At 44.2% G+C, this 26,797-nt stretch carries 27 protein-coding genes; 10 read left to right on the plus strand and 17 right to left on the minus strand.

Features of this window, described 5'->3' with window-relative positions; genetic code table 11:
- Positions 1-110: 110 nt before the first annotated feature.
- From MZ182_RS02275 to MZ182_RS02285, 3 genes are read left to right on the plus strand one after another with little or no spacing between them, the layout of a single operon-like run.
- Entirely contained in the window at positions 111-1,415 is a 1,305-nt protein-coding gene (locus tag MZ182_RS02275; RefSeq protein WP_248068588.1) for a sensor histidine kinase, read from the plus strand.
- The gene (locus MZ182_RS02280) at positions 1,412-1,963 is read left to right on the plus strand and encodes a response regulator transcription factor (protein WP_248068590.1); all 552 of its coding nucleotides are present in this window, start codon (positions 1,412-1,414) and stop codon (positions 1,961-1,963) included. The genes MZ182_RS02275 and MZ182_RS02280 overlap by 4 nt, the downstream gene beginning before the upstream one ends.
- A gap of 31 nt (positions 1,964-1,994) precedes the next feature.
- Positions 1,995-2,471 (plus strand): hypothetical protein, encoded by a 477-nt coding sequence (locus MZ182_RS02285; RefSeq protein ID WP_248068595.1) that lies wholly within the window; start codon positions 1,995-1,997, stop codon positions 2,469-2,471.
- 48 nt (positions 2,472-2,519) lie between these two features.
- Here the strand turns inward: MZ182_RS02285 and MZ182_RS02290 are convergent, their stop codons facing one another.
- The 11 genes from MZ182_RS02290 to MZ182_RS02340 all read right to left on the minus strand — a co-directional run bounded on the left by MZ182_RS02290 (position 2,520) and on the right by MZ182_RS02340 (position 12,424).
- Entirely contained in the window at positions 2,520-3,227 is a 708-nt protein-coding gene (locus tag MZ182_RS02290) for an SDR family oxidoreductase (protein ID WP_248068597.1), read from the minus strand.
- A 43-nt stretch (positions 3,228-3,270) separates the two neighbouring features.
- Positions 3,271-4,836: a cryptochrome/photolyase family protein gene (locus MZ182_RS02295; RefSeq protein ID WP_248068599.1), complete on the minus strand. Its 1,566-nt coding sequence runs from the start codon at positions 4,834-4,836 to the stop codon at positions 3,271-3,273.
- A gap of 267 nt (positions 4,837-5,103) precedes the next feature.
- A complete protein-coding gene (locus MZ182_RS02300; RefSeq protein ID WP_248068616.1) occupies positions 5,104-5,691 on the minus strand; it encodes a DMP19 family protein in 588 nt (195 codons plus the stop codon).
- A gap of 98 nt (positions 5,692-5,789) precedes the next feature.
- Positions 5,790-6,176, minus strand: coding sequence for a gamma-butyrobetaine hydroxylase-like domain-containing protein (locus MZ182_RS02305; RefSeq protein WP_014609736.1), 387 nt, complete (start codon positions 6,174-6,176; stop codon positions 5,790-5,792).
- A gap of 206 nt (positions 6,177-6,382) precedes the next feature.
- Complete coding sequence (gene hslU / locus MZ182_RS02310) at positions 6,383-7,711, minus strand: HslU--HslV peptidase ATPase subunit (protein ID WP_011790883.1); 1,329 nt, start codon at positions 7,709-7,711, stop codon at positions 6,383-6,385.
- Between the two features lie 19 nt (positions 7,712-7,730).
- A complete protein-coding gene (gene hslV / locus MZ182_RS02315; protein ID WP_011918556.1) occupies positions 7,731-8,255 on the minus strand; it encodes an ATP-dependent protease subunit HslV in 525 nt (174 codons plus the stop codon).
- A gap of 150 nt (positions 8,256-8,405) precedes the next feature.
- Positions 8,406-8,984 carry a type II secretion system protein gene (locus MZ182_RS02320; protein WP_248068621.1) on the minus strand — a complete coding sequence of 193 codons (579 nt, stop codon included), beginning with the start codon at positions 8,982-8,984 and terminating at the stop codon, positions 8,406-8,408.
- Positions 8,985-9,149: 165 nt separating this feature from the next.
- On the minus strand, positions 9,150-9,701 hold the full coding sequence (locus tag MZ182_RS02325) for a dihydrofolate reductase family protein (RefSeq protein ID WP_248068624.1): 552 nt from the start codon (positions 9,699-9,701) through the stop codon (positions 9,150-9,152).
- A 10-nt stretch (positions 9,702-9,711) separates the two neighbouring features.
- Positions 9,712-9,993: a hypothetical protein gene (locus MZ182_RS02330; protein WP_011790879.1), complete on the minus strand. Its 282-nt coding sequence runs from the start codon at positions 9,991-9,993 to the stop codon at positions 9,712-9,714.
- 432 nt (positions 9,994-10,425) lie between these two features.
- The gene (gene fliB, locus MZ182_RS02335; RefSeq protein WP_025008524.1) at positions 10,426-11,610 is read right to left on the minus strand and encodes a flagellin lysine-N-methylase; all 1,185 of its coding nucleotides are present in this window, start codon (positions 11,608-11,610) and stop codon (positions 10,426-10,428) included.
- Between the two features lie 211 nt (positions 11,611-11,821).
- Entirely contained in the window at positions 11,822-12,424 is a 603-nt protein-coding gene (locus tag MZ182_RS02340; RefSeq protein ID WP_011918560.1) for a response regulator transcription factor, read from the minus strand.
- Between the two features lie 263 nt (positions 12,425-12,687).
- Between MZ182_RS02340 and MZ182_RS02345 the strand changes: the two genes are divergently transcribed.
- Entirely contained in the window at positions 12,688-14,496 is a 1,809-nt protein-coding gene (locus tag MZ182_RS02345) for a PhnD/SsuA/transferrin family substrate-binding protein (RefSeq protein ID WP_248068627.1), read from the plus strand.
- Positions 14,497-14,525: 29 nt separating this feature from the next.
- Here the strand turns inward: MZ182_RS02345 and MZ182_RS02350 are convergent, their stop codons facing one another.
- From MZ182_RS02350 to MZ182_RS02365, 4 genes are all read right to left on the minus strand, one after another.
- Positions 14,526-15,683 (minus strand): putative sulfate/molybdate transporter, encoded by a 1,158-nt coding sequence (locus tag MZ182_RS02350; protein ID WP_248068630.1) that lies wholly within the window; start codon positions 15,681-15,683, stop codon positions 14,526-14,528.
- Between the two features lie 191 nt (positions 15,684-15,874).
- Complete coding sequence (locus tag MZ182_RS02355; protein WP_248068633.1) at positions 15,875-16,669, minus strand: substrate-binding periplasmic protein; 795 nt, start codon at positions 16,667-16,669, stop codon at positions 15,875-15,877.
- 199 nt (positions 16,670-16,868) lie between these two features.
- Positions 16,869-18,407 (minus strand): SEL1-like repeat protein, encoded by a 1,539-nt coding sequence (locus tag MZ182_RS02360; RefSeq protein ID WP_248068636.1) that lies wholly within the window; start codon positions 18,405-18,407, stop codon positions 16,869-16,871.
- 116 nt (positions 18,408-18,523) lie between these two features.
- The gene (locus tag MZ182_RS02365; protein WP_011790873.1) at positions 18,524-19,360 is read right to left on the minus strand and encodes a mechanosensitive ion channel family protein; all 837 of its coding nucleotides are present in this window, start codon (positions 19,358-19,360) and stop codon (positions 18,524-18,526) included.
- Positions 19,361-19,529: 169 nt separating this feature from the next.
- Here MZ182_RS02365 and MZ182_RS02370 point away from each other — a divergent pair, with 169 nt between their 5' ends.
- Both MZ182_RS02370 and MZ182_RS02375 read left to right on the plus strand, forming a co-directional pair.
- Positions 19,530-20,009 carry a hypothetical protein gene (locus MZ182_RS02370; protein ID WP_011790872.1) on the plus strand — a complete coding sequence of 160 codons (480 nt, stop codon included), beginning with the start codon at positions 19,530-19,532 and terminating at the stop codon, positions 20,007-20,009.
- A gap of 343 nt (positions 20,010-20,352) precedes the next feature.
- Positions 20,353-21,528: a type III PLP-dependent enzyme gene (locus tag MZ182_RS02375; RefSeq protein ID WP_011790871.1), complete on the plus strand. Its 1,176-nt coding sequence runs from the start codon at positions 20,353-20,355 to the stop codon at positions 21,526-21,528.
- 62 nt (positions 21,529-21,590) lie between these two features.
- On the opposite strand, the gene MZ182_RS02380 is transcribed toward MZ182_RS02375, so the two are convergent.
- A complete protein-coding gene (locus MZ182_RS02380; RefSeq protein ID WP_011790870.1) occupies positions 21,591-21,803 on the minus strand; it encodes a YdcH family protein in 213 nt (70 codons plus the stop codon).
- Positions 21,804-22,338: 535 nt separating this feature from the next.
- On the opposite strand from MZ182_RS02380, the gene udp reads away from it, so the two are divergent.
- Entirely contained in the window at positions 22,339-23,097 is a 759-nt protein-coding gene (gene udp, locus MZ182_RS02385; RefSeq protein WP_317233124.1) for a uridine phosphorylase, read from the plus strand.
- 102 nt (positions 23,098-23,199) lie between these two features.
- Here udp and MZ182_RS02390 read toward each other — a convergent pair whose 3' ends face one another.
- Positions 23,200-23,952 carry an outer membrane protein OmpK gene (locus tag MZ182_RS02390; RefSeq protein ID WP_011790868.1) on the minus strand — a complete coding sequence of 251 codons (753 nt, stop codon included), beginning with the start codon at positions 23,950-23,952 and terminating at the stop codon, positions 23,200-23,202.
- A 476-nt stretch (positions 23,953-24,428) separates the two neighbouring features.
- On the opposite strand from MZ182_RS02390, the gene MZ182_RS02395 reads away from it, so the two are divergent.
- Genes MZ182_RS02395 through MZ182_RS02405 form a run of 3 tightly spaced genes read left to right on the plus strand, consistent with a single transcriptional unit; the run spans position 24,429 to position 26,790 of the window.
- Positions 24,429-24,899, plus strand: a complete 471-nt coding sequence (locus tag MZ182_RS02395; RefSeq protein ID WP_011790867.1) for an NfeD family protein — start codon at positions 24,429-24,431, stop codon at positions 24,897-24,899.
- 11 nt (positions 24,900-24,910) lie between these two features.
- Positions 24,911-25,846, plus strand: a complete 936-nt coding sequence (locus MZ182_RS02400) for an SPFH domain-containing protein (RefSeq protein WP_011790866.1) — start codon at positions 24,911-24,913, stop codon at positions 25,844-25,846.
- The gene (locus MZ182_RS02405) at positions 25,846-26,790 is read left to right on the plus strand and encodes an SPFH domain-containing protein (protein WP_011790865.1); all 945 of its coding nucleotides are present in this window, start codon (positions 25,846-25,848) and stop codon (positions 26,788-26,790) included. The genes MZ182_RS02400 and MZ182_RS02405 overlap by 1 nt, the downstream gene beginning before the upstream one ends.
- Positions 26,791-26,797: the final 7 nt, after the last annotated feature.

Below are 26,797 nucleotides of genomic sequence, written 5' to 3' on the forward strand. Positions count from 1 at the left end.
CACTCGTCAAGATAGACTTAAAGGTCGAGCAGTATTTAATAAATGCATTGAATATTAAAGGCTTTTTAAATTAAAGTGAATTCACTTAGCGACGGCATATAGGTGTTGCAATGACGAAGATTTTGGGCACAAGTTTACCTGCAGCCGACCAAGTTGCATTGCTACGAACATTAGGTTTGTTATTACAAATGGGTTTAACCACCTTTGCAGCCGACACCTTTGGCCTTAGCTTGCAAATGGAACCTTTAGTGCATGTACTCGTGTTGGAGACACTATATTTGTCACTCACACTCGTATTACGCAAGCCATTGTTTGCAAAAGAAAGTGGATTATTTATTGCGCTGGGGTTAGATACACTATTTTGGATTTCGTGGTTATATTTTTCCGGTGGTGCCACCAATGCCTTTATCTCGCTATTGTTATTGCCTATCGCCTTGGCCGCTGTCACATTACCAATTTGGGCACCTTGGAGCCTGACGGCGATATCGACCCTTGCCTATAGCTTGATGATTTTTACCGTGCCAGAATCGCAAATGCAGCACCACGGTATGGATATGAGTTCCCACTATTTGGGAATGTGGTTTAACTTTGTGATTTCAGCATTAGTGATGACGACCAGTGTCGCGCTGATCACTAAACGTATGCGTCGTCAAGACGCGCAATTGGCCTTTATGCGTGAGGGACAATTGCGTCAGGAGCAATTACTCGCGCTAGGGACGGCGTCAGCTCAAATGGCACATCAATTGGCTACGCCACTCTCAACCTTAAGATTATTGTTAGACGAAGTTAAGGAAGAAGGTCGTGTTGTATCTGCCAGTGTGGGCGAGATGGAAATTGCTCTCGGTCGCTGTGAACATACTCTTGCCGAATTGCGGCTAGCCACAGAATCGATTCGTGACCGTCGTCAGCATCCGTTAGCTTTAAATGAGCTTATTGATGGACTTAAACAAAAAACCTCATTACTTATGCCACATACAGAGATTAATTGGCAGATTGCCTGTCCCCCTTCGCAGTTGACAGGGCTACACATTTTGACTGATATGAGCCTTGCACCTGCAATCATGGCTTTGATTGAAAATGCTGCCCGCGCCAGTGCTGAAACGCTAGGTGTGGCGCAGGTGGATATTAGTGTGGATAGCGAGCCAAATGAAGAGCTGCTTTATGTGCGGATCCGCGATTACGGCGCCGGAATTGCACCATCATTATTGCCTCAACTCGGTACTCTGCTGGTTGAAAGCCCTAAAGGATTAGGGGTTGCACTGTTACTTAGTCATGCCAGCTTAGAAAGGCTAGGCGCACAGTTAGTTCTGGCTAACCACCCGCAGGGCGGAACCGTTGCCCAAATTTGTTTTACGGTTTTAGTTGACCCGAAAACATTAGATAAGACCGCCTTGGTCGATAAGATAACGCCATGAAAAAATTGTTGATTGTTGAGGATGACCACGCCCTTGCGAGTATTTTGGAACGTCGTCTTGCGCGCCATGGCTTTAATTGTCGTCTAACCCATGATGCTAGCGATGTACTGCTGGTGGCGCGGGAGTTTCGACCCAGCCATATTCTGTTGGATATGAAGCTTGCTGAAGCCAATGGGTTAAGTTTAATTGTGCCGCTGCGTAATTTACTGCCGAAGGTGATGATGGTCTTGCTCACAGGCTATGCCAGTATCGCAACGGCGGTGGAAGCGATTCGCCTCGGCGCCGATAACTATTTGGCTAAACCTGTCGATACCCAAACACTGCTTGTTGCGCTGGATATAGATACGCAGTCACATTTATTGCAAGAGGATGAAATTGATGACTCGCCGCTTAATCCTAAACGGCTGGAGTGGGAACATATTCAGCAAGTGCTCAATGCGAATCAGGGCAATGTGTCGGCTACCGCCCGCCAGCTTGGTATGCATCGCCGTACTTTGCAGCGTAAGTTATTAAAGAAACCCGTGAGTGAAACTGGGCCGCTAAAGTAAACGAGAATGATCTCAAGGAAGGAGTCGTAGGATGCGTGAGTATGATGGTATTGAGGTGCGTTATCGCAGGCCCGATGCAAATTTAGCCAAAAGTTTACAAGTGATTGAAAATCTATTGGGATTTGCGCCAGAACCGCAGCAGTTAGACTTTGATTTATCCTTTTGGGCGGGTGGCGCTGGGGTATTGGATAAACTGGCGATCTCTTGCTTCGTCACGCCCGAGCAGCGGCAAGTTCTACAACAAAAACTGGATTTATATTCTCCCGAAGAGGCTGTTGCACGGGACTATTGGCGTGATGACTTTATCTGGTTAGTCGCCGATCATGAGGTATGCAGTGATATTTTGGCGGCCTCGGCGCAATTTATTAACGACAATAAGGCGCCCTTTCAAGATGAATGCGATACGTTGCAGGCTATCTACTTTGGTTATATGAGCGATGTGAATTGTTGGACGGCGGTATGGGGGCAAGGCAGCCGAATAAACTATGCCTACTTTTGCCAAGGTTAATCGCTGTCAGAGTTAACCTGTGTCAGTGCTAAGCGTTGCCTTATTGCTCTACCAAGGAAGCTCTGCACCATCGTAGGCTAAAAATCTTCCCGTTTGAGCTGGAGTGGCATTGGCAATAATGCTCAATAAACACTGGGCAACGTATTGCGGTGTAAACAATTTATCTTTGGGCACACTCTGCTGAAAAGGTCTGGATAATGACGTATCTGTAGTGCCGGGATGAAGTGATAGTACCACACAGTGTTTCATTGTCCTTTGCCATTCAATCGACAGCGTTTTAAGAAACATATTCAGTGCCGCTTTTGAGGTGCGATAGCTATACCAGCCACCCAATCTGTTATCAGTAATACTGCCGACTTTGGCCGACACCACGGCAAATCTTGCAGACACACTGCGTTTTAACACAGGCTCAAAGTATTTTGCCAGCATGACGCTGGGAAGCGTATTTAACTTTAGATTATGCTGGAAAAAATCCGTATCGAGGGACTGTAAACTTTTTTCAGGCCCGTTATCTTGGGTGTGTAAGATGCCAACACAGTTAATGACCCAATCTAATTTAGCGAGTTGTTCACTTAGCTGTTTAATCTCGGCTTCATTGGTTACATCTAACGCATGCCATTGGATCTTCTCCTGCACATCTTGGGGAGGATGATGCCTGTAGGTGGCATGCACAGCCGCATCTGGATATGTTTCTTGGATTTGTTTAACCATGGCTTTACCAATGCCACCACTTCCGCCAACGATAAGTATTTCCATAACAAAATTCTCCATGGTCAATGTGCCATTATAAAATGTGCCGCTATAAACGGTTTAGATTGGCAAGATTGTGCTCGGCAGTGGCTAATATGGTGTTTCGGACGGATTCTTCCATCTTGTCCCAAGTCTGGTACAGCATGCCAATCCTTGGGTTTTGCGACAATCGTGCGCGATGTTTATTCATAAAGCGCCAATAAAAGCTATTGAATGGGCAAGCGAGTGCGCCGCTACGTTCTTTTATTTTGTAATGACAACCGCTGCAATAGTCGCTCATTTTATTGATATAACTGCCGCTTGCAGCATAGGGTTTTGTGCCGACAATGCCGCCATCTGCAAATAGTGCCATGCCGCGAGTATTGGGCATTTCGACCCATTCAATCGCATCCACATACACGCCTAAATACCACTCATCTACCTGATTTGGCTCGATTTCGGTTAATAAACAAAAATTGCCGATCACCATTAGGCGCTGAATATGATGGGCATAGGCAAAATCCAATGATTGAGATAACGCATGGCGCAGGCAATTCATTTGAGTCTTGCCATTCCAAAAGTAGTCGGGCAGCTTGCGTGTGGCCTCGAGGGTATTAATACTGGCGTACTGCGGCATATTCGCCCAATAAATTCCGCGAACGTATTCTCGCCAGCCGAGGATTTGCCGAACAAAACCTTCGACTTGGGCTATCTCGATATGCGGGTTGGCCTGATAATGCTCAATCACCGCATTAATCACTTCTAATGGGCTGATAAGTTTAGCGTTTAGGCTAAATGACAGCCGGCTATGATATAGGCTCCACTGCGCCGGATGTTGCTGGGTCATCGCATCTTGAAAGCGGCCAAAGGCGGGCAGGCAATACTCGCAAAAATACCTAAGCAACTCGAGGCTTTGCGCGCGGTTTATCGGCCAGAGTAAATGCATATCCGCCTTGCCCATAGTGTTAATGCCATGGCGTTTAAGGCGCTCGAGAATGTCTTCTACATTGTGGCCAAACATCAAGGGTGTTGGTAATGATTTCAGATCTTGGGATTTAAGCTTTTGCCTATTGCTCGCATCAAAATTCCATTGCCCACCAACAGGCTTGCCATCCTCTATTAAGATATTGAATCTTTTGCGCATTCGCCGATAAAAATGCTCCATCATTCTGTGCTGCCCTTGGGGGAACTCCCTATCAATCTCGGCAAAGGGTAATAAAAAGTGCTCAGTATCGACGCAGTTCACCGTTATATTGGCAAGCTTAAGTTGGCTTAACTGGGCTAACAGTCGATATTCGTCAGGCCGTTGATATTCAAACTTAATTGCACCTGTTTCGGTGATATAGTGTTGGAGTAAGGCATTCAGATCGGCAAAGTTTTGGGTATCGTCGAGGGTGAGGTAACGCACCTGATGCCCGTCCGCGCAAAGCTTGCTGGCGAATTGTGTCATAGCACTGAAAAAGGCACAGATCTTTTGCACATGGTGCGTCACATAGGTGTTTTCTTGATGTAATTCTGCAATTAAATACAGTACCTTGGGATCGACCTGCTTATACCAAGTATGCTGCGCATTAAGCTGATCGCCTAAAATTAACCTGACCGAATGGAAGTGCTTTAATTGCTGCCGTAATTGCATTAGGTGGGCTCTGGTGAATGATCTTTGCAATTGGGGATACGATGATATGGGTGGTTGGGATCAATCTGAAGGTGGTTTTACAGGGGAAGTTTTATCGCTGTGATTTGGGATTGGGCAAGGAGGATAGGACGAGCAGTCCTCCTTGGTCGACTCTTTATAAAAATCAGGGGGTGAAGCCCCACGACTTTAAACTTAAAAAGACTACTGAAAGTTTAAGTTAACGCAACGCTTAATTACTTGCTTAAAGTACTTATAATAAACCCGCAATCATTCGATGGCGTTAACCAACCCAGTTTGTCGCGCATAGCTCTCTAGCTTGATATCAAGATTATCCAAGTCTTTATAAAACTCATCATCGAGTTGATTGAGTCGTGCTTCGGCTATTGGATTATCAGTTGCGGCCAGACGCTGGTCTCTATTGGTGGGGACTGGATGGTCGCCAAATACCGCCTGTTTGGCTTGTTGTAATAGAGCTAACGAGTGCAAAGCGCCTATTTGCTGAAGGCCGCGCTCGGCAACTTCATAATGCTCGCCCGATGAGTTATCGAAATATTGAATGAAGCCGCCGTTATAGACTTCGCCAGATAGGCAATTGACTGCGTAATAGTATTGCGCTGCTTCGCTTAGCGTGTGAAAACCCTGCTTATCGTCGTGCACCCTCACCACAATATCTCGCCACAGTGCTCTAAAAGGGCAAGTTTTATCTAATTCCCGCTCCTGCTGATAATAGGCTTTTGCCTGCTCGATATTTTCTCGATTACCATTTTTACAGGGCATACATAAGCCCGCGTTTCGCTCGGCGGTGCTGGGCATGATTAAGGTTTGGCAGGCTGTGCAGGGGACTTTTTCCGACATTATCTTTCCTTAGATGCCCTAGTCAGTAAGGCTTTGGTGTTATGGCCCAAGGAGAAAACAGAGCAATCTCCTTGGGCAATACTAGGCTATTCAACCGATTAGTTGTACTTAATATTCATCGAGATCAGCGGTTCGCGCGAGGCTTTTTCAGCGCGTAGGCGAGCTAAGTATTTTTCCCATAACTCCACTTGGTGGGTGGAGAGATCGTAGAGTACTTTCCACGAGAATAGGCCTGTGTCGTGGCCGTCATCGAAGACGATTTTTACCGCATAGTTACCAACCGGTTCGATGCTGGTGATATTGACGTTTTTCTTATGGGTGACCAGCTTTGGGTTGCCGTGACCATGCACTTCGGCAGAGGGCGAGTAGACTCTGAGCATCTCGCAGCTAAGTTGATATTGCTCTCCATTATCGAAACTGATTTCTAGAATGCGCGATTTACGTTTCAGTTTAAGATCAATGACATTGGGGCTTGCTGTGGTCATAGGTTGGTTACCAGAAAATGCTAGGGATAAGATAAGGACTCATTAAAATAACGCCTGATTAATGTAACCGCTTGCCGCCAAGGATACAAAGGGTAAGCCAGAGCTGTCTATCTCTGGGAGGAGGCTTTTTCGTTTAAGTCACACTTTTGCTTTTGAGTTGTCGTTCATCGCCAAGTTGTTTGGGCTTGGCGATGAACGGGGGCGCACTAGAGAATAAAGCGGCTTAAGTCTTCGTCCTGCACCAGATTATCTAAGTGGGCACTCACATAATCGGCATCAATCACAAAGGCGCTGCCAGACTTGTCGGAAGCCTCATAAGAAATATCTTCCATTAGCTTTTCCATCACAGTATGCAGACGACGGGCGCCGATATTTTCGGTGCGCTCGTTGACTTGCCATGCGGCTTTGGCAATGCTTTCAATGCCAGATTCGGTAAACTCGACCTTAACGCCTTCTGTCCCCATGAGTGCCACATATTGCTCGGTGAGCGAGGCGTGTGGTTCGGTCAAAATGCGTTTAAAATCATCGGCAGAGAGTGCATCTAGCTCAACACGAATAGGTAGGCGTCCCTGTAATTCAGGGATTAAATCCGAGGGTTTTGCCATCTGGAACGCGCCAGAGGCGATAAACAGAATATGGTCTGTTTTTACCATGCCGTGTTTAGTGGTCACAGTGCAGCCTTCAACCAGCGGCAGCAGGTCACGTTGCACACCTTCGCGTGAAACATCTGGCCCTGAGGTTTCGCCGCGCTTACAGATTTTATCGATTTCATCGAGGAACACTATGCCGTGTTGCTCAACCATTTCAATGGCTTGCTCTTTTAAATCCTCTTGATTCACCAACTTAGCGGCTTCTTCCTCGATCAATAGCTTAAAGGCTTCTTTGATCTTCATCTTGCGACGTTTTGCCGGTGCTTGGCCCATGTTTTTAAACAGGCTTTGCAGTTGGTTTGTCATTTCTTCCATGCCCGGTGGCGACATGATTTCAATACCAATCTGCGGCTGTGCCACATCGATATCGATTTCCTTATCATCCAATTGACCTTCGCGTAGTTTCTTGCGGAAGATTTGGCGGGTGTTGGAACCCGTGTCGGTGTCTGTGCTTTCCCAGTCATTTTTCGGCTTAGGCAGCAGGGCGTCGAGAATGCGCTCTTCGGCATGTTCTTCAGCGAGCTGACGGCACTTGCCCATTTGTTGTTCACGGGTCAGTTTGATGGCGATATCGGTCAAATCACGGATGATTTGCTCGACTTCTTTACCGACATAACCCACTTCGGTGAACTTAGTGGCTTCGACCTTAATAAAAGGCGCATTCGCGAGTTTGGCTAAACGGCGGGCTATTTCGGTTTTACCCACACCTGTTGGGCCAATCATCAGAATATTTTTGGGGGTGACTTCTTGACGGAAGTCGGCATCTAGTTGCATGCGGCGCCAGCGGTTACGCAGGGCTACGGCAACGGAGCGTTTGGCTTTTTTCTGGCCGATAATGTGTGCATCCAGCTCGTGGACAATCTCACGGGGGGTCATTTCAGACATAATATTCCTCACGGGCTGTTTAGTAATTGAGTTCTTCAATCGTTTTGAATTGATTGGTAAACACGCAAATATCGCCGGCAATAGTTAAGGACTTTTCTGCGATTTCGAGTGCCGATAATTCGGTGTTTTGCAACAGTGCCAGCGCCGCCGCTTGGGCATAATTACCACCCGAGCCAATGGCGACTAAGTCATACTCTGGCTGTACCACATCGCCGTTGCCTGTGATGATAAGCGACGCTTCCGCATCGGCCACCACTAGCATAGCTTCGAGTTTGCGCAGCATGCGATCGGTTCGCCAATCTTTGGCAAGCTCAACGGCCGAGCGCAGTAAATGGCCTTGGTGCATTTCGAGTTTGGCCTCAAAACGCTCAAATAGGGTAAAGGCGTCAGCGGTGCCGCCAGCAAAACCGGCTAATACCTTGTTGTGATATAAGCGACGCACTTTCTTGGCGTTACCTTTCATCACGGTATTGCCTAGGGAGACTTGTCCATCGCCGGCGATGACAACTTGGTTATTACGGCGTACTGATACGATAGTGGTCACTTTTGAATCCTCTTCTCTGGCCCGCCATGACAAATCATGCGGTGGATGATGGAGTAGATATGGGGATAGATGACAATAATTCAAGTTGTAGAAAGAAAAGCCAAAGGAGTTTGCGATCTTTGGCATTCTTTTCGCGGGGAAAATAGGCGGTTACTGGGAAAGAGTGGATCGACCCACTTCAGTGTGGCCATTAAGGGGATAGTATTTGAGTTCCCAATTTTCACTGCCTAAACGACGATCATCTGAGACATAATTGAAATAGCAAAAGGTATTTGGATTAGTTATTGGGCCGCCACTGTACCAATAAACAATGTCAGTGTTGGGCACTTGCTGCCAGTCGAAGTGATTAGCCAGGACAAATTCATTGTTTCCAATTAGGTTGTGCCATAGCTCACCGCAAAACTCGCCCTGTAATTGGGTTCCTGCATTACTGCTACTTGCCGTATCGATACCGAGTGGAAATCCAGTGGAGGTTGAATCTATTTTTCCATCACCATAACAGGCGAGATCTTGGATATAACCAGAGTGACCGCCCGCAAGCCAGCAACTGTGATAAAGCTTAACACCAGAGGTAAAGGCCGCAAATGCGGTTTTGGCTCTGGCATCGTGAGCATCTTGGCCTAGGTTTAAAAACCGTGGTGCTGCGACGACGGCCAAGATCCCAAGGATGATAATGACCACAACCAGCTCAATTAACGTAAAGCCCTTCGAGGACTGCAAACGACTCATATTGCTCACCTATCTGTTAGAGGACAATATTCTAACGGAACTTTGATTTGCAATCAGTAAGCCATTGATAATATTTAGTTGTTTAACATTGTTGTTACATGAGACTGCTGTAAGATGGCAAGCCAGAACTTTACCTTTCAATGCCATCTGCCGAATGTAAACGGCTTATAAAGCCGTGTTGTCTATAACACGATAGCGGGTTTGTACGTAACCATTGTCATATTGCTGCGTGTGGATTGGCATTAATGGTATGGCTTGGGGTACGTCACTAAAGAGCGGAATACCTTTACCCAGTAAAGTGGGGATGCGAGTGAGCGTGAGTTCCTGAATTAGCCCTGCCGCTAAAAAGCCTTGGATTGTTTGGCCGCCATCGATATAGAGATGTTTGAAGCCACGCTCTCTGAGTTGCTTGCTAATATTTGCCGCATCGCCATTAAGCACTTGTACGTGCTCACTTAACGCCGACGGTACTGTTATGCCGCTGCGACTTAATACAAACACTGGGATATTCATATAGGGCCAATCACAATCGAAGGAGAGGACTTTTTCAAAGCTTTTTCGTCCCATTACAATCGCATCGATAGTGTCGATAAAAGCATGATAACCAAAGTCTTCATCGGGATTAGTACTGGGGTGCTGATTTAAAAAGTCGATATCCCCATCGGGCGTCGCGATATAACCGTCGAGGGTCGCGGCAATAAAAACAGAAGCTTTCATTTATTCTTCCTTAATGCGATTTCCGTGCATGTTTCTCTAATGATTCTTTCAGTGCTTGTTGCTGAGCGAGGCAGTCTTGTTTTGCTTTGCCGGACATATCGTTACACGTTTGACTTTTATCTGGGCCTTCTAATATGGCGGCAGCAACATAAACCGCGGCGTCTGCGGCATTGCATTCTTGTGTGCTGTAAGGCGAGTTTGCATCGCATTTCGCATTTAATGGCCCAACACAGCCGCCAATAGAGGTTAATAAAAATAGACTAAAAATGATGAATATGAAGGATTTGAACATAGGCTGCCATGGGTCTTATCATTTGAAATGGCCGTCAATTATATAACCCGTCCGCAGTGTGAGCCCAGTGCTGAATTATTCCATTCTATTGTGGGTGTTTTTCTGAGGTAAAGAAACTCGAAAATCAAACATATAAAAAAATCCCCGAGGGCACTGGCAGGCTCTCGGGGTGAAGGTTCAAAAGCAGTGGATTTCTTGAGCGCCAGCAGGGCACAGAGGAAAGAACCTATTGCGAGAGTGTGCGCTTTGATACGATTTTTAACAAAGCCAAATGCACAAACTGCGACAGCTTGTCGCAGGCAGGATGAATTTGTTATGCACTACAGGCCCACACGACAGGGTAAATCTATATTGTAAAGTGAAGATTCACACCTGTGTTATTGCTTCGCTATAGTGTTCTCTTCTTACTATTGTGTGGTGCTGTTTATGCGTTTAGATATTTGTTTTTAAAAGGCAAATTGCAGCTGGCACACTGTCTATTCCGCATTCCTCTAATGTTTTGCTCATACTTTGGGTAAACTCAATTTTATGCTGCCTAACTACTTGATAAAGCTGAAAACACATAACAATATCACTTTCAGATAGTCCTTTATTTTTAAAGGCTATTGCAGATAAATAGCTGCGGATCATGAAACAATCGAGTACGAGTAAACGGAATGCTTCCCAAGATAGTTGTTGTGAGTCTATTAAGGGGAAGTGGTGGTGGTAAATTGAATACAAAATATATCGTTCAAAAAGATCCGTATGGCTAATCAATGCAGGTACTGCATGCTCTGCCCATGCTTGATTCAACGCATCAATTTGATAGTTGTTTTCTTCGTTACATAGTGCGGCAACCGCCTGATTTAACGACGTAAATCTTGCTCTCACACCTCTCGAGTGGGTTTTGCACAACTCATTATGGACTGCAATAAAAGCGTGCATCTGCGGCTGTGGGGAATAAGGTAAGTTCTTATATTGCTCTGCCAATGCGCCTGACTGGGCATATAATTTTAGTTGCTGTAAGCGCTTATCTAGCTCTTCTATCGGTAAGATATTTTGACGAACTTGGTCACTGACCTTGATTAATAGCCCAATGGCTAGCAGTACTTGTTCCCAATCAAGCCCCAGATTGACTAATAAGTCGAGACTGTATTCATGGGTTTTTTCTAGCCAAATAGGACTTGGTGTAGAAGGCTGTTTTATGCCACTTATATTAGAATCAAATTGGAAGGCATTAGGATTAAATAACACCAAACGAGTGACTTCTGGGCAAGATAGATAGAGGCTTTCGTATTTATTACCGCCAATGACCTTGTGGATCCTTGGATAAGTTTTACATGTATGACTTAAGGCCTGTTCACCCGCTTTTGCGTGGATGTCACAAAGCTTATGTTCGTTAACAAATGGACATGCACCTTGCTCATTAAGTCTAATGTCAGCCCAATCGCTTGTACTTTTTTTGGTTTCAATAAATGCGCTTTTTGCTGTTGTTGCTAACAATGGATGTTTAATCGTATTTTTATAGCTCTTTTTATCGAATGATATTCGCCAATCGTAACAGCAGCTGTCTTCGCATTCAGGTCCAACACATTGGAATTGAGTGACATAACCGGGTTTTATTATGAGATTGTCCATCGGTAATTTCGTTAAATTTACAGTGATTTAGGGCAAAGGTAACAAATCAAACTCTCTTATTCCAGTTTTGTTAAATGGTAATTAGATCTAAGCCAATTTAGGTAAAATTAATATTTAACTCTCATCAATTAGTGCAATAGAAGGTTTTTTGATTAGAACTTATACGCTCATGGGAATGCCATTTATTGCGCACTTAATATTGGTTCACCGTTTATAAGACAGAATTCAGATTGCCTAAGTGCTGTACTAGCTCTGCCATATTGTTTACTTCAAGTTTTTTCATGATTTTTGCACGGTGAACTTCAATCGTGCGTAGGGATAAAAACATTGCCTCCGAGATTTGCTTGTTAGTCATGCCTTGGATTACATGGGCTAACACTTGCTGTTCGCGTTCGGTGAGTTGGTCAAACTTATGTTGTAAGCTCTGCTTTTCAAAGGTTGCGAGGCTCTCGCACTGAGCCTTTTCAATGGCTTGTACTAATGCTTTGCCCGATACGGGTTTTTGAAAAAAGTCGCAGGCCCCTTTACGAAAAGCACTCAATGCCATAGGTAAATCACCGTGACCTGTGAGAAATATCACGCCTAGTGGACTGTGGGTTTCTATCAGTTTTTGCTGTACTTCTTGGCCCGTAATTTCAGGCATTCTGCTATCTAAAATTACGCAGCCAGCCTCAGATAGTGGGCACTGTTCGAGAAAGTCTCGACCATTATTAAAGGTTTGTACTTGGTAGCCAAATTGCCTGAGCATAAAGCCAAGTGAATCTAAAATGGCGTCATCGTCATCGACAAGATAAAGGGGCAGCTTAGTGAGCATATATATCCTGTGTTATTAGGCAGATTATTAGGGCTTGTTGATTGTTTTGGTGAGTTACAGCGCCAAACATAAAATCTCCATACCTCAACAAGCCCTAACCAGCTTAAGCCGTGAAGGTGTAGTGCTCAAGATTAACCCTGTGTCTTGGGAGGTATATCACTAAATCACAATATTCATTTTACAGTGGGGTGAGAGTTTGGTGGCATTTCACAGCTTAGTGTCTTTTTATCAGTTAAGGTCTTGGTATTACTCAGGCAAAAGAGATGCGCTTAATGTTTAAAGCTATCGGTTATTTATTACTTTTAGGGTTGAGCTATGTGAGTTTGAGCTATGCCGATGAAGCGACCGAAGTGAACTTATTTAAGGTGGGTGTTCTGGCGAACCACGGTGTATTGCAGGCTAAGCAGCGTTGGCAACCTATGATGGATTATCTCAGTGAACAAGTACCTAATAGCCATTTTGAAGTTGTCCCAGTTGATTTTAATGGTATGAGTAGTGGCTTACTTAGCCATGACTTGCAGTTTATTGTGACCAACCCAGGGCAGTATTTACACTTAAGTAATAATTTTCCGCTATCTTGGCTAGCGACGATGAAGAGCCGTAAGCATCAAGGCAGCACTTTCACGATAGGTGCAACTATCATTGTACGTGCTGATAGCCCAATTCGAACCCTACAGGATCTACGGGGTAAAAATGTGGTCGCAACCGATCCGCAGGCCTTAGGGGGGTATCAGGCAGCCATGGGATTGCTGCACAAAATGGGTTTTTTACCAGAGCAGTTTTTTGGGCAAGTGCGTTTTTTAGGTTTCCCGTTAGAACCGCTGATTTATCAGGTGCGTGATGGTAGCGCCGATGCAGCCATAGCCCCCTTTTGTACCTTAGAAGAAATGATTGAGACAGGGCTGATTAATAAAGCTGATTTTCGAGTGATCCACCCGACTAAGCCCGCAGGGTATGACTGTGAGGTAAGTACCCAGTTGTATCCCAGTTGGTCATTTGCTGCGGCAGATACTGTTTCCCCGAGGATTACTATGCAGATCTCCCGCGCTTTATTTGATTTACCTCCTGACCATGTGGCTGCGATTACCGCCGATACGTTGGGCTGGACAGCGCCCGTTAGCCAGTTAAAAGTCATTGAATTATTCAAAGAACTACAACTACAGGGGGCTTCACCACCGCTTTATCAAACCGTTTATAAATGGATGGAAAAAAATAAAGAATGGGGCGGAGTGTTGTTACTGATTTTTATTGTTTCAACTATTTATCACCTTTGGCTTGAATATAAATTTCGCCAGAAGAGTGAGTTTTTAATCAGTACAGAGCGGCAACTAAAGGATAAGGCACTGCAACTAGAGCGGTTACAAAGTGCGGCGATTTTGGGGGAAATTGGCGCAGGCCTTGCCCATGAGCTTAATCAACCTATAGCAGCCATCACCCAATACAGTGAAGGTGCCATGTTACAACTGGAAAGGCTTGGGCAAAATAATCCCGAACTTTATGATGTGCTTGGAAAAATTAATGCTCAATCGATTCGCGCAGGAGCGGTTGTGCATCGTATTCGCGGCTTACTTAAACGGCGCCAAGCTAAGACTGAACCTTTAGATATTACGTTGGTGGTGAAAGAAGCCTTAGCTTTACTGCGGCGAGAGTTAGATAGGGCTAATGTACAAGTGAATGTACGAGTACAGGGCGAGCCATTTGAACTTACGGGTGATAGTGTGGGTTTAAGCCAAATGTGGGTCAATCTAGTGAAAAATAGTCTAGATGCGCTAGAAACCTGTGGTGATACTCGGGTGCGGCAGTTATGGATTGATATCTACTATTTGCCGCATGAAATCAGAGTATTCGTTATTGATAATGGTGAAGGTCTACAGGGGCAGGCGAGTGAGTTGATGGCATCTTTCGCCTCAACCAAGGATGAAGGTTTAGGGCTAGGTTTGGCGATCTGTAAGGATGTGGTTACCCGCCATCACGGGAGTATTCAAATTGAAAACTGCCAAGATTGCACCACCGAAGCAGCATTACCTTGGCAGCAAGGTTGCATTGTCACCGTAGTATTACCACGGGAATAGCGTCGAAGTGACAATGCGAGAAAGCCATATTAGCGCATAGCGATGGCCCAAGTGCGGCGACCTTGTTCGAGAATAATTCCCACGGCCAACCCTGCCGCCGCGTTAATGGCAAGGCAAGTCACGGCGGTAGATAAGATCACAAAGATACAGAAAGGCTTGCCGTCGAGCAGGCGTTTTGACCAGGCTAATTGTAATCCACCGATAGACAGTAAACTGCCGAGAATCGCTACTGGGATCAGCCCAAGTAGCCAAGCCATTTGGTTATCCCAAAACAGGGCAATGATAAGACAAGTGCCGCCAAAAATCAGTGGTGCGAGGTGAGTTCGGGCGCCAAAGTGGTACTGCACCGCGAGTCCTCCCGCGCCATGACACATGGCCGCAGCACCAAAAGGTGCGAGCAATAGATTCGCCAGCCCAGAGCTAATCGCTAAGTTTTTAGGGGTAAGTTTGGCGGCATCTTCAGGGAATTTTTCCCGCGCCATAACCGAGGTTGCAATCACCGCATTGGTTAAGGTGAGCGCCAGTTGCGGTAACACCAGCAAAATCGCGGCCGAGCTCCATTCGTTTAGTGTCGGCCAAGCCAAATGTAAAGATGCACTCACGGCGGGAATGCTCAGGCTGGTGGCCATGTCGGTTTGGCTATTGGCTTGCCAGATCATGCCTGCGGTGATAACGAGTGGCATGGCAAGGTAGCGTAATGGCAAGAATTTACTCACAAATAACAAGATAAATGCGCCTAGCCCGAGGAGCCAAAAGTCGCTCATCATCTTGGCACCCATCCACATCAATTGCAGACCAATCGCCAATTGAATTCCCACACTCACGGCTTGGGATAATTGTTTAGCAAGCCAAGTGATGGCGCCGCTAAAGGCCAAGATTAACAGGATAATGCCCATTAACATGGCACTGGCCTGTAGCATCCCAGGGGTTAAGCCTTGGGCGATCACCAGTGCAGCGATGACTTTCATCGGTTGGACTGGCATAGGGCGGCGGTAAAAAAATGCACTTATTATCGCGAATACGCCAAAGCCTAAAAATATCCCTTGGGGGGAAAACTGGTTAAGGGCGATAAGCCCTAACACTAAAGGTAAAAAAGTACCTAAGTCGGCAAAAGCGCCACTGGTTTCACCGAGTACACGGTTTAATGGTTGAGTCGTACAATGGGTTGGGGTTTTGCCCGCAGTCATAGAGGTTGCCACAATTGAACATGGCTTGATTAGGCAAAATAAATGCCATAAAAATCAGATGATTTAGACTATAAACAGACTTAAACTACCGTATTGAGCCAGTCAGTAAGACAAATTAGGGCAAAATTAAGATAAAGTTGAGTCTAATTGTCTTTTTGTTTCTATGATGACAGGGTTAATTTGAGTATTGATTAGTGAGTGGCGGTAGGTGATTCAGTGAGATTAAGTGGTAGCTCGACACCATAGGATTCAAATAGACGCGTGATTTCACCCGAGGTACGCATTTGGTCGACGATTTGATGAACCTGCTTTGCATATTTGTGTCGTGGTGACGCTAATGGAATGCTGAAGTAGCGGCCATTTTTACTGATATCGACATATTCCATCTGTTTTAGCATGGGATCATTGGCAAAAATATGCATTTCATGTTGCTCAGAGCTAATTGCTAAATCAATACGGCCCGCTTTGAGCATATTAATTAACTGGCTGTTAGTATTAACAAATGAAACCTTTAGTTGATTCATATTTTCATTGAATTGCGTGCTATAAAATGTCCCTCTTAATGCTCCAATGATATAAGGGGTGAGTTCATTGAACTCCCGAATAGCCGTCGGTTGACTCGCCAGCGCGTAGTAATAGACATATCGTTTGTCGTAGCCAAGTAGCATAGGGTCGAGGAAGGACTCTCGTTCTGTGGTCATTGAATGGGAGGGAATGAGATCAACCTGACCAGCCTCTGCAACTTTGATTGTTCTTGCCCATGGAACATCAGTCCAATGTACTCTGTGTCCTAGGCGGCGGAATACTTCATTTATCACCGCGGCACCGGGGCCTTTACATTCACCTTGTTCAAAATAAATGATGGGGCTCCTATCGCGGCAGTGCGCTTGCCAAACAATTGGCGATACTGCGGCTGCTGCTTTGGGCAAACATAAGGATGAAAAGATAATCATCGTTAACAGCTTAGTTATCACAGTCAACTTCATTTTTTTGCCTATCTGAATGGGCGACTTTACTCTTTATGGTGTTATGGCAAGTCAGACTATGTTCTATTTTTTTAACGATTTAGAAGCATAGCTAGGACCGATATAAAGATTGTAGTGTGAAGGTGGCTTTTGCGCTTGGTTTTATACGAGCGAGATAAATGATGGTTTGGTCAGCTTTATCTGACCAAACCTGAGCGGGTTAATCTTCCGATTCAATAAAGGGGGCAAGTTTGCTTTCTATGGTCTCAATTTGAGTTTCAGCGTAGGCAAGTTCGGATTCTGTTAAACATGATTTTGCGGTGTTTTGATGCAGCCGTTGAACGCTATTCATCCCGTATTTACCAAAATGACGTAGCAATAAACTAGACCAAATAAACATTTGTATGGGTTTATTTAATTGTTCCGCGCCGTAAATATTGACCAGTTCCCGCATAGCAATTTCATTACCTAGCTCTGCCGATTTGATGTACCAAGCTTCTGCCGCTTGTAGAGCCTCTTGAGTGGGTTTTTCACCACTTAAAAATGATTCAGCCTTATAGGAATAAAAATATTGTTGTTGCTCAGCGGGGATTGGATGCTGATGCAAGAAACTGTCACGTAGACGCTCAGCCTCTCTTATCTCTAAGGTGCCTAGTTGCTGACTGAATCTGGCTAATTCTTTTAGATGATCGGCTCTATTGCTCATGGCCGCGAGCTGGTAATACATTAACGCTTTAATCGGTTGGCGACTCACGTCTAAACCTTGCTCATAAATCTTGCCTAGGCCTAGCATTGCGTCTTCATTCCACTTAAGTGCGAATTCTTCAAAGTCAATTTTAGCCTGTTGGTAATCACTTTCATTTTGTGGCGCTTTCAGTAAAAGATGAGCAAATTCAATCTTAGCGAAGTCATTACCTCTAGCGACAGATTGGCTTAACCAATGGCACGCCTTGTCATAGTCGACAGCAAAATCTTCACCGTAGAGGAAACGTTTACCAAGATAATACTGGCGGAAATCATCGTCTGCGGCGCGCTCGCTAAATAATGCCTCTGCACGCGCTAAATCTTTAGGTCCACCTTGGCCTGCAGCAAGCATATGCCCTAGATCATCTTTTGCTAATTCATCACCAGCGGCTGCGGATTTCTCAAAGTATTCACGTGCTTTGATATAGTCCGAAGTGACGCGCTCATCATGCCAGTAGAGTGTGGCTAAATGGTAATAGGCTCTTTGGTTTTCTTGTGCGGCGGCTTTTTCGAACCAGTAAATTGCTTGGCTAGCATCGGGATCGAGAAAGGGCTGGCTTAGATACAAGTAAGCAAGCTCATATTGAAATTCGGCTTGCCCCGCTTCGGCATTAGGTTTGAGCTGTTCTACCTGTGCGATTAACTCATCGGGTGTTTGCGACTGCGAAGAGAGCAAATTAGGTAGTGTGAGCATGGGTAAATATTGAGGCTCTATTTCGGCGGCTTTTTTATACCAATCGTTAGATGCCTTGGGATCGGCGGGGATTTGTGGGAATCGACCCGAATAAAGTTCGGCCATAGCAATGGCGGCAACGGCTAAGCCTTTATCGGCTGCCTGCTGAATATAATCTAGGCCAGCGTTGACTTCGCCTTGGTTAATCAGCGTTAGGCCATGATTGAGTTGCGCCGTAGGTTCACCTGCGGCAAGCGCCTTAGCTTGCGCTTGCTTTTTTTGATATTTAGCAAAAACAATAAACAATACAACAAACGCAATAATTATGAGTATCAACAACATAGTAGTCCGTCACTATCGATATTTGGAGTCACAGTAAACTTGGATTATCACTAAAATGCAAGTTTACTGTTTAACTAAGGTCGACCAATTGAATGATTTAGACCTATGATTTTGGGCTATTTATTTTGTAAGTGAATTTCTTTCATTGGGCAAGCTATCTCAATTCCTGCGTTTTTAAGTGCATGATATAAATCAAGATTGACCTTATATTTATGCTGAAAATAGCTCTGGGTTGGCACCCAGTAACGCACCCCCATTTCAATTCCTACCGCGTTAAAACCGTTTATGCCGATATTAGGTGTCGTTTCCTGATGAACATAAGGGTTATTAGTGAGTTGGCTTGTAATCACTGCGATTGCATGCTCAGGATCTGTGCTGTAACTGAGATTAAACTGGGTTTCGACCAGTTTATTGCTAAAAGAGTTATGTAGGATCTCACCGACGATATGTTTATTCGGGATACTGATTTGCTCACCTTCTTCATTCGTCAGTATCGTCATTCCTAAATTAATACGTTTAACAACACCACTTTCGCCTTTAATTTCAATAGTATTTCCGACTACAAACGGTCTGGTTACGATAATAGTTACGCCTGCAGCGTAGTTGGATAACATGCCCTGCAAAGCTAAGCCTGCACCTAAAGAGGCCGCACCAATAGCTGCCACCATTGGAGTAACACTAATACCGATTTTGCCTAGGGCGATAATCCCCACCATAACAATAATCAGAATCCGAATAAGATTACTGACAAAGTTGCTAAGGGTGATATCAATATTGTGTTTTTCAAACTGTTTGGCGACTAAACGGGAGACTTTACTCGCAACCCATAAACCTAATAAAAAGATCAATAAAGCACCAAGTAACTGAAAGCTATAGGTGACTAAAAACTCAGTGATCAGTTGATAAACGCCCTGTAATTGCTGTAATTCTTGATCCAGTCCTGGTGCTATCATTTTGATATCCTTGTAATAAATTTAATCGTATGAGTATAACCTAAAAAGGTTATTCCATGCTTAGCTGCCATACATTGTGAAGCGTATCATGTAATCGCAGTTGCTTTAATGAGCCAATAGGGGGAGTCGGGTATGCTGTTCATCTATCCAAATATGGAGTTGAGTGTTTATGAAAACGCTGTTGTTATGTGTGTCTTGCCTATTAACCCCAATATGGGCATTTGCTGCTAGTTATGTAACTGGGGATACTATCAATCCTATTTCATTGGTTGATCAGCATGATAAATCAATTGAAGTCACCGATGATACCCGTGTAGTACTCTTTAGCCGCAGTATGAAAGGTGGTGATATTATTAAAGAAACGCTACAACCGTTAAGTGAAACACAGTTTCCCAATCACTTAGTTTATGTCGCTGATATTAGTGGTATGCCTTCTTTAATTGCTAAGTTTGTGGCGGTACCGCAAATGAAGGAATTACCTTTTTCAATCGGTCTAGATAGAGAAGGTGAGATAAGCCAAATGCTGCCAGACACAAAGGATATGGCGACGATGATTTTGCTTGATCACCGCAATATTCTCGATATCGCTTATTTTGATTCCAGTGAAGCATTGAGCCAAGCGCTCACGAAAATAAATGTGACACAGTGATTGGCTTACTGCGTCGCGGTTTTGTCATCTTCAAATAGTCCACTTGAGTAGGCTTGTTAGGGATGGATATTCTCGCTTATCCATCCCTGATTTAAGTACATCGTAAAAAATTCACTTTTTATTCTCCAACTAGGTGCAAATTTCACTTCGGGTTTGCATGCATAATCATCTGTTTTACAAATACTTTTTTGGATGACATATCCCCTTAAAATTAAATGGCATAAAAAGTTAGTTATTCAGCATAAAAATTCGTTGCGTAAAATGGAAAAATATCGTTTACTGCGCACGTTTTTAAGACTCATACCCACTTTTTATGACCTGACCCAAAGGAGACTCTGGCCCAATGAGCCAATTTCAATCTATTGATGTTGCTGATTATTATGATATGGACACATTCAAACGTATTGAAGCGTTTGCCAAAGACAAAGCAACCCCGTTCGTGGTGATCGATACCAGTATCATTGCGAAACAATACGATGACATGGTTAATAGTTTTCCTTATGCCAACGTTTATTATGCAGTCAAGGCAAACCCTGCGGCCGAGATCTTATCTTTATTAAAAGATAAAGGGTCAAACTTTGATATCGCCTCGATCTATGAGCTAGATATGGTCATGAATGTCGGTGTTACTGCCGACCGTGTGAGTTACGGCAATACCATTAAGAAACGCCAAGATGTGCGAGCATTTTATGAGCGTGGTGTGCGTATGTATGCATCAGACTCAGAAGCCGATTTACGCATGATCGCCGAAGAAGCACCAGGTTCTCGCATTTATGTCCGCATTCTAACCGAAGGGACAGACACTGCCGATTGGCCGTTATCCCGTAAATTCGGCTGCCAAAATGAGATGGCCTATGAGCTATTGGTATTGGCGCAGGAACTCGGATTAGAACCCTACGGTATTTCATTCCATGTGGGTTCACAGCAGCGCGATATCGGCGCTTGGGATTCTGCGATTGGCAAAGTGAAAAGCATTTTTGACCGTCTGCGCGATGAGCACAATATCACGCTGAAAATGATTAATATGGGTGGTGGTTTTCCTGCTAACTATATTGATAAAACCAATCAGTTGGGTGTGTATGCCGAGCAGATCACTCACTTCCTGAAGGAAGATTTTGGTGATGATTTACCGCAAATTATTCTGGAGCCGGGCCGTTCATTGATTTCTAATGCGGGCATTTTAGTGTCTGAAGTGGTGCTGATCAGTAAAAAATCCTACACAGCCTTAGAGCGTTGGGTGTTTACCGATGTGGGCAAGTTCTCGGGTTTAATTGAAACCATGGACGAGGCGATTAAGTTTCCAATTTATACCGAGAAAAAGGGTGAGTTGGATAAATGTGTCATTGCTGGGCCAACCTGTGACAGTGCCGATATTATGTATGAGCACTACAGCTATGGCTTACCGAATGACTTAGCCATTGGTGATCGTATGTATTGGTTAACCGCAGGGGCTTATACCACCACTTATTCAGCGGTATGTTTTAATGGTTTTCCACCGCTGAAAGATTATTATTTATAAGCTTTTGAAATAGAATTAAAAAGGGCGCTTAGGCGCCCTTATTGTTAACTTAGCGAACAAGGCTAGTTATGGGATTTAAGGATTTGATAGATCTCTTCTTTTAGATGTAGCTTTCTGCTTTTGAGTTCTTTCACCGCAGGATTGAAATCACTGCCGACACGTTTTTCCAGTTGTTTTATTTCTTCATCTAACTGATTGTGCTCATTGAATTTACGCTGAAAATGGGCATCTTGATTTTTTAGGGTGGAAATGAGCTCTCTGTACTCTGGAAACATTGGCTTTCTCCTTGTCGTTTTACTATATGTCTTGTTCTCTTTAACCCTAACCTTATGTAGCTGGTTGAATTGTGACTTAGATCAATATTCATTTGCCTTTCGGCTCATACTAAAGGGGGATTTATGTTTATCTGCTATCAATCCAATGGTAAGGGCTTTATTGATATTTTCACGTTCATATCGCCGACATTTCGTTAAATCAGCAAACTTATGTGTAGATTCGTATATAAAGAACGTCAAATCACGGTGAAAATATCCCTAGATGCCTGCACGCTCTAAAATCATAATTGTAGTCTATAGCGCGTAAGTTAGATCTGGTTCACACTTTGTTTTACATAAATCAGACATTCATCCAGAATTGAGGAAGATTTGCTATCTTTGTGATCAGACTGTAAGCGTTTTGGTAATTACATTACGAATAGACAATTACTTCTTGCCGATAATTCTGTGATCAAGTTAACCTTCACCGCTTCGATACTAGGTTAAAGTCGATTTTATAAGAATTTAATTATCAAAAATGAAAGGGGTTTTCACAATGGCTGATGTATTTCATTTAGGTTTGACCAAAGCAATGCTCGATGGTGCAACCTTGGCAATCGTGCCAGGCGATCCAGAGCGTGTAAAACGTATTGCTGAGTTAATGGACAATGCGACTTTTCTTGCAAGCCACCGCGAGTATACAAGCTATTTAGCGTATGCCGATGGTAAGCCTGTTGTTATCTGCTCAACCGGTATCGGTGGTCCGTCGACATCTATCGCCGTTGAGGAATTAGCTCAGCTAGGTGTAAACACCTTCCTGCGTGTAGGAACAACAGGTGCAATTCAACCCCATGTGAATGTGGGTGATGTGATTGTGACCCAAGCATCTGTGCGTTTAGATGGTGCTAGCTTGCATTTTGCGCCTATGGAGTTTCCTGCGGTTGCCAACTTTGAATGTACTACGGCCATGGTTGCCGCATGTCGCGATGCGGGTGTAGAGCCACATATTGGTGTGACGGCATCTTCAGATACCTTCTATCCAGGTCAAGAGCGCTATGACACTGTTACAGGCCGTGTTATGCGCCGTTTTGCTGGTTCAATGAAAGAATGGCAGGAAATGGGCGTACTGAATTATGAAATGGAGTCTGCGACGCTGTTTACTATGTGTGCAACTCAAGGTTGGCGTGCTGCCTGTGTGGCGGGTGTGATTGTAAACCGTACTCAGCAAGAAATTCCTGATGAAGCCACGATGAAGAAAACGGAAGTCAGTGCGGTTTCTATCGTGGTTGCTGCCGCGAAAAAATTGTTAGCCTAGTTTGGATTAAGCTAAGTAACACTCCCCTGCAAAGTGAGTGATTAAAATGAAAAAGGTGCCAATGGCACCTTTTTTATGGCTTAAAAACGGCGCTAATACAGCTCAGAAGTGGTATTGAGCAATCACAGAATAAGTGTCTTGATCTACACCTTTTACGCCGTATTTATTGGTCCACAGATCGTATTCGATACCTACCAACAGTTTATTGGCTTTATGTTCACCGAATAGACTCTTACCTAGGTCGTATTTTAATTGTGGGTTGAAGTGGAAGTTCTCTTCATAACCATCCTTGTCTGTCGCAAACACCCAATCGATAAAGCCATCGAGCACTATGTTGGCTGAACCAACGGGAATATCGATGCGAAATACTGGGGTAAACTGCCAACCATCACTATTGTTGCCCGTGCTCATTGCATCGCGACGGTAAGTATTAAAGTTAAGATAAGTGAAATAAGGTACGGCGACATCAACGCCTAGACCATAAAGCAGGCTATGAACTGGGCCTTCGCCTTCTTCATAGGTTAGGGCTAAAGATAAATCAGTCACTGGACCAAAAGCGATTTTCTCGCCAAGAATTTTACTCGCACTAAAGCGTGGGGAAATTTCACCATAGGTGGTGCTATCCATGCCCGTGTGGTTGCCTTTGAAATAGATAAAGTCTTGGAAGGCAAACCAATCTCCGTATTTCCAACCGCCTGCAGTTTCTAAGGTAATAGTGGCTTGTTTGTCTGATGGCGCTAAATCGTAGTCTTCGCCATAAAGGGCTGTAGCGCTGAAATCCCACCACTGTACTAAGTCACCCGCAAATGCTTGAGGAGAAAGCATTAATGCTAGACATAGGCATGTTTTTTTCATTGTTATTTCCTGTTGTAGAGGTAGAGGCTAAATAGTGTTGTACTCAATCCTCGCTCTGACGTCGGCACAGTTTGATGGGTAAGGTCAAACACTGCGGTTGCTGCGGGTCAAAGGTCTAGATAAAAAGTGCGGGCAATATATGCAAAAATTCACATTTATTCAAAGTTTTTATCGAATGTTGTTGTCAAAATCACATAATCAAAATCAGTAATTAAAATGGTTTAATTAGTTGATTTTTAGTGTTTTTATGTTTTAAGTGACATCCGTTTACTTAAATGGTAGCTATCTTTTTGAATTGATTATGCTTAATTTTAAAACAACTAAAGAAGTGATTTGATAAATTTCATCGCGGTATTTTTTGACAGTGTGATATCTATAGCAGCTTATATTTAACGTAAATTTTGACATATTATGTCGCACATTGATGTGTCTACTGCTATAGTGCTGCAACGGGTACTCTCATTTTAGGGGGGGATATGGAGCTTTCAAATCCAATTTTAATGTGGTCAGTTATTGGTATTATCTTGATGTTAGCCGAACTCATTGTTCCGGGTGGTATAGTGATATTGCTGGGAGCTGCCTGTTTGGTTGTTGCTGGCGCATTGGGTATCGGGTTAGTGGAAGGCATAGTGCAGAGTATGACATTGTGGTTTATTTCCGCGATTGTTTTGTTGTTGAGCTTTCGGCAGTTAACCCAAAGACTGGTAGGGGGCGATTCACATGTCGATAATACCGATGAAGAACTCGACATCTACAATCAAATTGCTCGTGTAAAACAAACTATCGGTCCCGGACAAACAACGGGGCGGGTTGAGTTTCAAGGGAGCGAATGGCCTGCTCTTGGCGATGGCAGTATTATTGCCGTGGGTTGTGAAGTTCGAATTATCTGCCGAGAAAACATTGCCCTAGTGGTTGAGCCTGTTACTCAGGCAACGTCTCAAAACTAAAGGATGAGTCTATGTTTCTGTTTACCTTAATTATTTTATTTGTTTTATTTATTCTCTACAAACTAATGCTAATAGTGCCAATGCGTGAAGTTCACGTTATTGAGCGATTAGGGAAGTTTCGTACCGTATTGCAGCCGGGTTTTCATTTTCTAATCCCGTTTTTTGACCGTGTCGCCTATCGTCACGATACCCGTGAGCAAGTACTTGATGTGCCACCACAAAGTTGTATTTCTAAGGATAATACTCAGCTTGAGGTGGATGGTCTTGTTTATCTTAAGGTAATGGATGGAAAACTGGCGAGTTATGGTATTGAAAACTATCGTAAAGCAGCGGTAAACCTCGCTCAGACAACGATGCGTTCTGAAATTGGTAAGTTAACCTTAAGTGAAACTTTTTCTGAGCGTGATAGTTTGAATGAATCCATAGTACGTGAGATTGATAAGGCTTCTGAGCCTTGGGGGATCAAAGTATTACGTTATGAAATTCGTAATATTACCCCATCACGCCATGTGATCCATACCTTAGAAAAGCAAATGGAAGCCGAGCGTCGCAAACGCGCTGAAATCACCTTAGCCAATGCGGAAAAAGCGGCAATGATCAATATGTCCGAAGGTGAGCGTCAAGAGGCCATTAACCTTTCTGAAGGGCAAAAACAGAAACGGATTAATGAAGCCAAAGGTACAGGACAGGAGATTGCTATCATTGCTAAGGCGAAATCAGAGGGGATGGCAATGATCTCTCAAGCATTAGCGGTTAATGGTGGTACTGATGCGATGAATATGTTGTTAAAAGAGCAGTTTATCGCTCAAGTTGGCAAGATACTTAATGATGCACAAGTATCGGTAGTCCCCGCCGAAATGGCGAAGCTCGAAGGTTTCTTCGAGGGCATGGAGCAGGTCACTCACACTATGAGTGGTCAAAATACAGTAAGTAAAGGAGCGCGTTAATGAATATCCCATTCGATACTGATCTTGCTGTGATGGCCATTTGGGGTCTTATTTTTGCCATTTTTGTTATTAAACTTTTCCAATCGATTCGTTTAGTACCAACTAAGTCAGCCTACATTGTTGAGCGTTTGGGTAAGTACCACTCCACCCTAGATGCGGGATTTCATACCTTGATCCCCTTTGTGGATAAAGTGGCTTATATCCATGACTTAAAAGAAGAAACGATTGATGTTCCACCACAGGAATGCTTCTCTAGCGATGAGGTGAACGTCGAAGTTGATGGTGTAATTTATATTTCTGTGACTGATCCTGTTAAGGCGAGTTATGGCATTACTGACTATCGTTATGCAGCTATCCAATTAGCGCAAACAACAACTCGTTCAGTGATTGGCACCTTAGATTTAGATCGTACGTTCGAAGAGCGTGATGTGATTTCGGCTAAGGTCGTCGAAGTGCTTGATCAAGCTGGCGCTATATGGGGTATCCGTGTACACCGCTATGAGATAAAAAATATCACGCCACCAGAAACTGTTAAAAATGCAATGGAAATGCAAGTGAATGCTGAACGTGAGCGTAGAGCATTACTTGCTAAGAGCGAAGGCGACAAGCAGAGTAAGATTAACCGCTCTGAAGGGGTTAAGGCTGAAACGGTTAACCGCTCAGAAGGGGAAATGCAGCGCCGTATTAACGAGGCCGAAGGTAAGGCTGAGGAGATATTAACCTTATCTCGCGCAACGGCAGAGTCAATTGAACGGCTTGCCTCGGTGATTTCTGCCCCCGGAGGCCATAACGCGCTGAGGATGCAACTCGGTGAACAGTATATGAAACAGCTTGATGGCTTGAGCCAAAAAAATACTCGTGTGGTATTGCCAGGCAATATGGTGGATTTTGATTACTGGATGAATAGCATAGGATTAAAAGAAGCAGGCTTAAAGGATAAATAATCCCTGC

It is taken from the genome of Shewanella sp. JNE2, assembly GCF_023159115.1.
GTDB lineage: Bacteria > Pseudomonadota > Gammaproteobacteria > Enterobacterales > Shewanellaceae > Shewanella > Shewanella putrefaciens.